The organism is Psychrobacter sp. 1Y4 (genome assembly GCF_051847555.1).
This window is the reverse complement of record NZ_JBPYDE010000490.1, coordinates 1-740: the sequence shown is the minus strand read 5'-3', so window position 1 is coordinate 740 and position 740 is coordinate 1. Positions and strand designations below refer to the sequence as shown.

General features: G+C 50.7%; 1 protein-coding gene. It reads left to right on the top strand.

Annotated elements, in window-relative coordinates; all coding sequences use genetic code 11:
* Positions 1 to 91: 91 nt before the first annotated feature.
* Positions 92 to 740: alcohol dehydrogenase catalytic domain-containing protein (locus ACS8FC_RS17140; protein ID WP_439297672.1), on the top strand; the 649-nt coding region annotated here is incomplete at its 3' end.

The following is a 740-nucleotide window of genomic DNA, read 5'->3' as shown; positions in this document are numbered from 1 at the left end:
GGACAGGCAGAAAAATCGCGTAGTTGCTGATACTGTTTGGCTTATCTAAGTAGAATAAATGTCATGCCTTGTTATAGAAAAGAGAGGATGTATGAAAGCAGTTGTTTATGAAAATTTTGGTTCCACACCTAAACTAATGCAGGTGGCAGATCCCACGCCAGAAGCCGATGATGTGGTAATTAAGGTGGAAGCGACTGGCGTGTGCCGTAGTGACTGGCATGGATGGATGGGGCATGATCCTGATATCGAGCTGCCACATGTACCTGGTCATGAGTTTGCTGGTGTCATTGCCGAAGTTGGCCGTAATGTCACGCGCTTTAAGGTGGGGGACCGCGTCACCGTGCCGTTTGTCAGCGGCTGCGGCAGCTGTCATGAATGCCATTCTGGTAACCATCAAGTCTGCGGTAACCAAACCCAACCGGGTTTTACCGACTGGGGCTCATTTGCAGAATACGTAGTTATCCATCACGCCGATGTCAACTTAGTCCATTTGCCTGAAACCATCGACTTTACCACCGCAGCTAGCCTTGGTTGCCGTTTTGTCACCTCATTTAGAGCGGTGGTGGATCAAGGGAAAGTCAGCGCGGGTCAGTGGGTCGCGGTACATGGTTGTGGCGGCGTTGGCCTGTCTGCCATTATGATTGCCAATAGTCTGGGTGCCAATGTAATTGCGGTAGATATCGCCGATGACAAGCTGGCACTGGCCAAAGCGTTAGGCGCTTATGCCACCATCAATGCCA